This is a genomic window from Bartonella sp. AD328YNZD, from assembly GCF_042196425.1.
Window position 1 is genome coordinate 1 of the sequence record NZ_JBHIQG010000174.1, and the last position, 5303, is coordinate 5303.

Below are 5303 nucleotides of genomic sequence, written 5' to 3' on the forward strand. Positions count from 1 at the left end.
GTTGTGTGAGTTTCGTGTCGTTTCACAAGATCTTCTATGCTACAATCACGATCCGGTATCCGTACAAATTCTTTCACAAATTTATCTCCATTCTTCATTTTCGTATTACAACCTATTAATCTACAAAACTGGGTGTAGATCTTCTTCAATATTCCGTTTCTCATGATCTTTCTTCTTTAAGCCTGTGAATTATGCTGTGGGTGTTTGTTGTTGTCTGTAGTAAGTGGCACGCCTACCTCTTCAAGAGAGGGGCGTGGGTATAAATCGACATACCAGTCAACGGGACGAACAATACCATTGGTTGTCTTTTCAATCTTTAAGACAATTTTAGGCTCAGGAAACCGCAAGCCGCGTAAATACCTGTTAATTGTACTCTGTGCTACGCCAACTTGCTTCCCAAATTCGGCTTGAGATAGTTTATTTCGTGTGAGATATGATTTCAATTTTTCCATAATTCAAATAAATACCATAAGGGACTGTTTTAGTCAATAAAAAATACCTTTATGGACTTTGTTAAATAAGCAGTCTTGGTGTAAGGTTTAGAGCATGCATATAATTAAAAAATTGAGGAAAGATTTGGGACTCACACAGGTGAAATTGGCTGAAAAAGCTGGTACCACGCAACCTCAAATAAAACGGCTTGAAAAAGGTGAGCGAAAATTAACCAAAGAGTGGGCGGAAAAGTTAGCACCACATCTTGGTGTAAAGCCGTTTAATCTTCTTTTCCCAGAAAACGAGGAAATACATCCCATATCTAATACTATTGGAATGATACCGGTGATAGGAAAAGTTGCTGCTAGCTCGTGGATGTCGGTCGAAGATATGGATTTTGGATTTGATGACATAGAATATGTACCCAGCACCTCGAAATACCCAGCTCACTTTCAATTTGCTTTAAAAATCCAGGGCAATTGCCTTAACAAAATTGCTCGTGATGGTGATCAACTTATTTGCGTAGACATAATAAAAGCCGGCATTAATGTGGAACCTAACGATCTCGTGATAGTTGAACGCAGCCGATTCAATGGTCAAATGATTGAGCGTACAGCTAAACGTACACGTCAAACTATTAGTGGATTTGAACTATGGCCTGAAAGTACTGAACCCAATCATCAAGAACCTATCAAAATAAATGGGGCAACTGATGGAGAGGAGATTCGTGTAGTTGGGAAAGTTCTTTGGATTTTAAGAAAACCCTGAAAACAAAGGAGAAGCGGGAATGGGGACAGTAGACGAGAGCTTAAAAATAATAGCTGATAAAGTCAAAAATCATTCAGATACTATGTTAACTGAAGAAGCGGTCAAAACAGCGGTCGTTTTACCGTTTCTGCGCGCACTTGGGTATGATATTTTCGATCCACTTGAAGTCATTCCCGAGTTTACTGCTGATGCCGTTGGTAAAAAAGGTGAAAAAGTTGACTATGCTATCCGTATAGACGGTGAGATACGTATTCTTTTTGAGTGCAAACCGATATCTTGCGAATTGAGTTCAAAGCATTTAAGTCAATTATATCGATACTTTAGTGTAACGAATGCTAAATTCGCGATTTTGACAAATGGTCGATTTTTTCATTTTTACACAGATCTTGATGCTGCAAACAAGCTCGATAATAGGCCATTCCTTACTTTTGATGTAATAGAATACAATACTGTGGTACTTACAGAGCTTAAAAAGTTTGAACGCTCAGCATTTAATATTGAAAATATATTGGTGACAGCCGAGCAGCTCAAATATGTATCTGGAATAAAACAAAACATCCAAAAAGAAATAGAAAATCCGTCCGAAGGTTTTGTTCGTGTTGCTTGTGCGGATGTTTATGAAGGGCGCCTGACTGCTAATGTCTTAGAAATGCTCACAGGTGTTACTAAAAATGCGTTTCGCGAAGTAATATCTGATGCGGTAAAAAGTCGGCTTTCTAGCGCTTTACAAACAACAACTGAAACCGACAAGCAAGATAATATTGCTACATCTATTGGTAATGAACATGCCATAATAACGACCGAAGAGGAAGTTGAAGGCTTCATGATTGTCAAGGCAATTGCGCGTGAAGTTATTTCTGCCGACCGTATTGTTATCAGAGATGCAAAGTCGTACTGCGCCATTTTAATTGACAATAATAACAGAAAGCCGTTGGTTCGACTGCACTTTAACAGAAAACGTAAGCAACTAGCCCTTTTCGATACTGATATTGATGAAAAAGTCGGTATTGAAACGCTAGATAATATTTATGATTTTGCAGACAGAATAAGAGAAACAGCAAAAAAATATTTATAAGATATTCTAACAACCTATGTATGCCCCGCTGAAGCGGGGTTTTTTTGTTCGTCCGCAGTTTTTATAAAAAACTACGGCGTTATCCACCCATCGATTGGCTCTGTCTGCACACTGCCTCAATTTTTCCTGCATATAAATTTCAAATACAGCTAACTGATTTATTTTTTTACGGGATACTAGGAAGTATCATGCCTCTACACTGAACGCTACAATACCCAAACCGATTCGTAATAAATATTAAAGTTCATTTATAAAAAAACCATTTTAGTATAAAATGACTTGACTATAATAATCCTTTACGGTATACTCCTCTATAACAACATATCACGAAGAAGCAAAAGCCGATCTGGTGTAGATTAAATTACATTGACACAAACAATCGCCAAGAGGCGTTAGGGAGGAAAAATTATGGATAAGCCAATTCTTATTAATTCCAATGAAATTTTATTAGTTTCCTACGATGATAATCAAAACATTGCAGAGTCTGGACCACTTGATGCAAGCCAAATTCTAAGCATTGTTGCTGAGGTAGATGATGCAATCCAAATCTTTCGTATAAATCCTTCTGAGAATAATTGTGAAGATATCTCTGAAGAGATTGCAGACGCATATGTAGAAGCAAATATTGAACATCTCCATGAGGATAGTGAGGTTCATTACTTTGTACGCGAAAGTGATGTTTACAATAGACTTTTAGACGAGATCGCAGACGAAAAATATAATGATGAGGTCTACGGGACCTATGAAGAGCAAAATAAATTACGTCTTTGTGATGTGATTTAAATCTTCTAAAGGGCGCATTTAAAAAGCGCCCCCTTTAATCCCACCAATATGAGGTCTGTAATGGAAAAGCTTCTTGCTACTCAATACAATATTATTCAGCATCAAAAGGTTCAAACTATTAGCGCTCGTGATTTATATACCTTTTTAGAGGTAAAAACCGAGTTTAGAAAGTGGATAACAAACTGTATTAAAGAACTTAGCTTTAGAGAAGATGTAGACTTTGTACTTTCTACTAAAGAATTATCAAACTCCTCACGTGGAAATCCTTTTAAAGATTATGCTCTCACTTTAGACACAGCAAAACACATTGCCATTTGTGAACCTGGTCTCAAAGGTAAACAAGTGCGTGAATATTTTCTGAAATGCGAAAAAAAAGCAAATTCAAAAATTGATTATTCAAATCCTGAAACATTAGAAGATTTCTTAAAACATCTAAGGTAGCAAATTAAGCACAATGAAAATGTTGTCACGATGAATGGAGTAAAGCATGCATAATTTTATCACAACATCTGAAAGCAATTTTCAAAACACAACAGTTCAAACGATGTCTAGTCGTGAAATTGCAGAGTTATGCGGTAAAAGACATGACCATGTTATGCGTGATATCAAGAAAATGCTTGAAGAACTTAACGCCCCCAAATTTGGGGGGGGTGATTTTAGTGGTTATTATCTTGATGGCAAAGGTGAAAGCCGCCCTTGTTATAACCTCCCCAAACGTGAATGCTTAATTCTCGTATCTGGTTACAGCACTGCCTTACGAGCAAAAATAATTGATCGTTGGCAAGAGTTGGAAAAGCAAGCTGTAACACCACAAATCGACTATTCAAGTCCAAAGGCTATGATTGGCTTTTTGAATTACCTACAAGGTCAAATAGATCAAAAAGACACCATCATTGAAGATTTAACACCAAAAGCCATGGCTCTTGAAAGTTTGCAACGTCACAACGGGCTTTTTGGTCTTACAGAAGCCGCTAAAATACTCGAGATGCAACCAAAACAATTCATTCAATTCTTACAGCAAAAAGGTTGGGTTTACAGACGTGCAGCAGGTGGAAATTTGCTTCCTTATCAAGACAAAATTCAAAAGAAACTTATGGATTGTCCAACTATCACACTTCAAACCGCAAGTGGAATAGAAAAGGTCATTCCTTGCGCAAAAATCACCACAAAAGGTATGGGGCTGCTGTCTCAAGAGCTTAAAAGACAAAGCATGCATTAAGAGGAGGTTATTATGATAAAAAAGAAATATGAACTGACTGATGAGACAATTAAAGTTGGTAAAATAATACTTCACCGTATCCGCGCATTAAAGAATTTCGGAGATATTAAAAAAGGTGATCTTGGTGGCTTTGTAGAGACTGAAAGAAATCTTAGCCATGATGAAAATTGTTGGGTTGGTGATGAGGCGTGGGTTTATGAAAATGCATATGTCTATGAAAACGCCAAGGTTTATGAAGATGCCGAAGTTTATAATAAAGCAAAAGTTGGCGGTAATGCCATAGTAGCCGGCAAAACAGCATTTTATGGAAGTGACGCTACCTTAAGATAGGAACGAAAATCATGGAAAAGAAATACGAACTTACTGATGAAACCACCGATATTGTAAGTTGCCATACATTGTACCGCATTCGTGCTTTAAGAGATTTTGATGATGTTAAGGCTGGCGACCTTGGGGGCTTTATAGAAAATGAAAGCAATCTCTCTCATGATGGCAATTGCTGGGTCTATGATAATGCTTGTGTTACTTGGGGTTCAAAAATTTATGACAATGCAAAAATTTGTAATAACGCTCGAGTATATGGTGGTGGTCGCATTTTTGAAAACGCACAGATTTACGGAAATGCAATTGTTTATCCCAATGCAAGAGTTTATGGCGACGCAAAAATTTACGGAGATTCAGAGATCTGCGGAGAAAGCCGTATCACAACAAACGAGAAAAAATAAATCATGTATAAATATGAAATTAAACCTACCTTGTGTGCACAGTTAGTTGTGAGAAATACTCACAATCTAGGTGAACTTTGTATCACTATCTCTGGGTATAAAGACGAGCCTTATGTAGATACCATAATTTCTGAAGACATCATACAGCCTATAAAATCCAAACTCTAACAACCAAACCAACTTTTAACACATGCGTGATTCACGCCACGGGGGAATTGCGCGCGATGGAGGAAAGAAAAATGAATGAACAAAACACTAACTTAACAGAAGTAAACAAAACAAACGATTGTGAAGTTAAACC

Annotated in this window: 8 protein-coding genes; 7 read left to right on the forward strand and 1 reads right to left on the reverse strand. The window is 37.3% G+C overall.

Annotated elements, in window-relative coordinates:
• Nucleotides 1–176: 176 nt before the first annotated feature.
• Nucleotides 177–452 (reverse strand): helix-turn-helix domain-containing protein, encoded by a 276-nt coding sequence (locus tag ACFIO3_RS08350; RefSeq protein WP_375608659.1) that lies wholly within the window; start codon nucleotides 450–452, stop codon nucleotides 177–179.
• A 94-nt stretch (nucleotides 453–546) separates the two neighbouring features.
• Here ACFIO3_RS08350 and ACFIO3_RS08355 point away from each other — a divergent pair, with 94 nt between their 5' ends.
• The 7 genes from ACFIO3_RS08355 (at nucleotide 547) to ACFIO3_RS08385 (ending at nucleotide 5002) form a co-directional block, all read left to right on the forward strand.
• Nucleotides 547–1200 (forward strand): LexA family protein, encoded by a 654-nt coding sequence (locus tag ACFIO3_RS08355; protein WP_375608658.1) that lies wholly within the window; start codon nucleotides 547–549, stop codon nucleotides 1198–1200.
• A 19-nt stretch (nucleotides 1201–1219) separates the two neighbouring features.
• Nucleotides 1220–2275 carry a type I restriction endonuclease gene (locus ACFIO3_RS08360; protein WP_126603683.1) on the forward strand — a complete coding sequence of 352 codons (1056 nt, stop codon included), beginning with the start codon at nucleotides 1220–1222 and terminating at the stop codon, nucleotides 2273–2275.
• 408 nt (nucleotides 2276–2683) lie between these two features.
• Nucleotides 2684–3058, forward strand: coding sequence for a hypothetical protein (locus ACFIO3_RS08365; protein ID WP_375608657.1), 375 nt, complete (start codon nucleotides 2684–2686; stop codon nucleotides 3056–3058).
• Nucleotides 3059–3118: 60 nt separating this feature from the next.
• On the forward strand, nucleotides 3119–3499 hold the full coding sequence (locus ACFIO3_RS08370; RefSeq protein WP_375608656.1) for an antA/AntB antirepressor family protein: 381 nt from the start codon (nucleotides 3119–3121) through the stop codon (nucleotides 3497–3499).
• Nucleotides 3500–3545: 46 nt separating this feature from the next.
• Nucleotides 3546–4277 carry a Rha family transcriptional regulator gene (locus tag ACFIO3_RS08375; RefSeq protein ID WP_375608655.1) on the forward strand — a complete coding sequence of 244 codons (732 nt, stop codon included), beginning with the start codon at nucleotides 3546–3548 and terminating at the stop codon, nucleotides 4275–4277.
• A gap of 12 nt (nucleotides 4278–4289) precedes the next feature.
• Entirely contained in the window at nucleotides 4290–4607 is a 318-nt protein-coding gene (locus tag ACFIO3_RS08380; protein ID WP_375608654.1) for a hypothetical protein, read from the forward strand.
• Between the two features lie 11 nt (nucleotides 4608–4618).
• Nucleotides 4619–5002: a hypothetical protein gene (locus tag ACFIO3_RS08385; protein ID WP_375608653.1), complete on the forward strand. Its 384-nt coding sequence runs from the start codon at nucleotides 4619–4621 to the stop codon at nucleotides 5000–5002.
• Nucleotides 5003–5303: the final 301 nt, after the last annotated feature.

Coding starts and splice junctions, on each gene's coding strand:
- ACFIO3_RS08350 (WP_375608659.1), bottom strand. CDS start 452: ATGGAAAAATTGAAATCATATCTCACACGAAATAAACTATCTCAAGCC.
- ACFIO3_RS08365 (WP_375608657.1), top strand. CDS start 2,684: ATGGATAAGCCAATTCTTATTAATTCCAATGAAATTTTATTAGTTTCC.
- ACFIO3_RS08375 (WP_375608655.1), top strand. CDS start 3,546: ATGCATAATTTTATCACAACATCTGAAAGCAATTTTCAAAACACAACA.
- ACFIO3_RS08355 (WP_375608658.1), top strand. CDS start 547: ATGCATATAATTAAAAAATTGAGGAAAGATTTGGGACTCACACAGGTG.
- ACFIO3_RS08370 (WP_375608656.1), top strand. CDS start 3,119: ATGGAAAAGCTTCTTGCTACTCAATACAATATTATTCAGCATCAAAAG.
- ACFIO3_RS08380 (WP_375608654.1), top strand. CDS start 4,290: ATGATAAAAAAGAAATATGAACTGACTGATGAGACAATTAAAGTTGGT.
- ACFIO3_RS08360 (WP_126603683.1), top strand. CDS start 1,220: ATGGGGACAGTAGACGAGAGCTTAAAAATAATAGCTGATAAAGTCAAA.
- ACFIO3_RS08385 (WP_375608653.1), top strand. CDS start 4,619: ATGGAAAAGAAATACGAACTTACTGATGAAACCACCGATATTGTAAGT.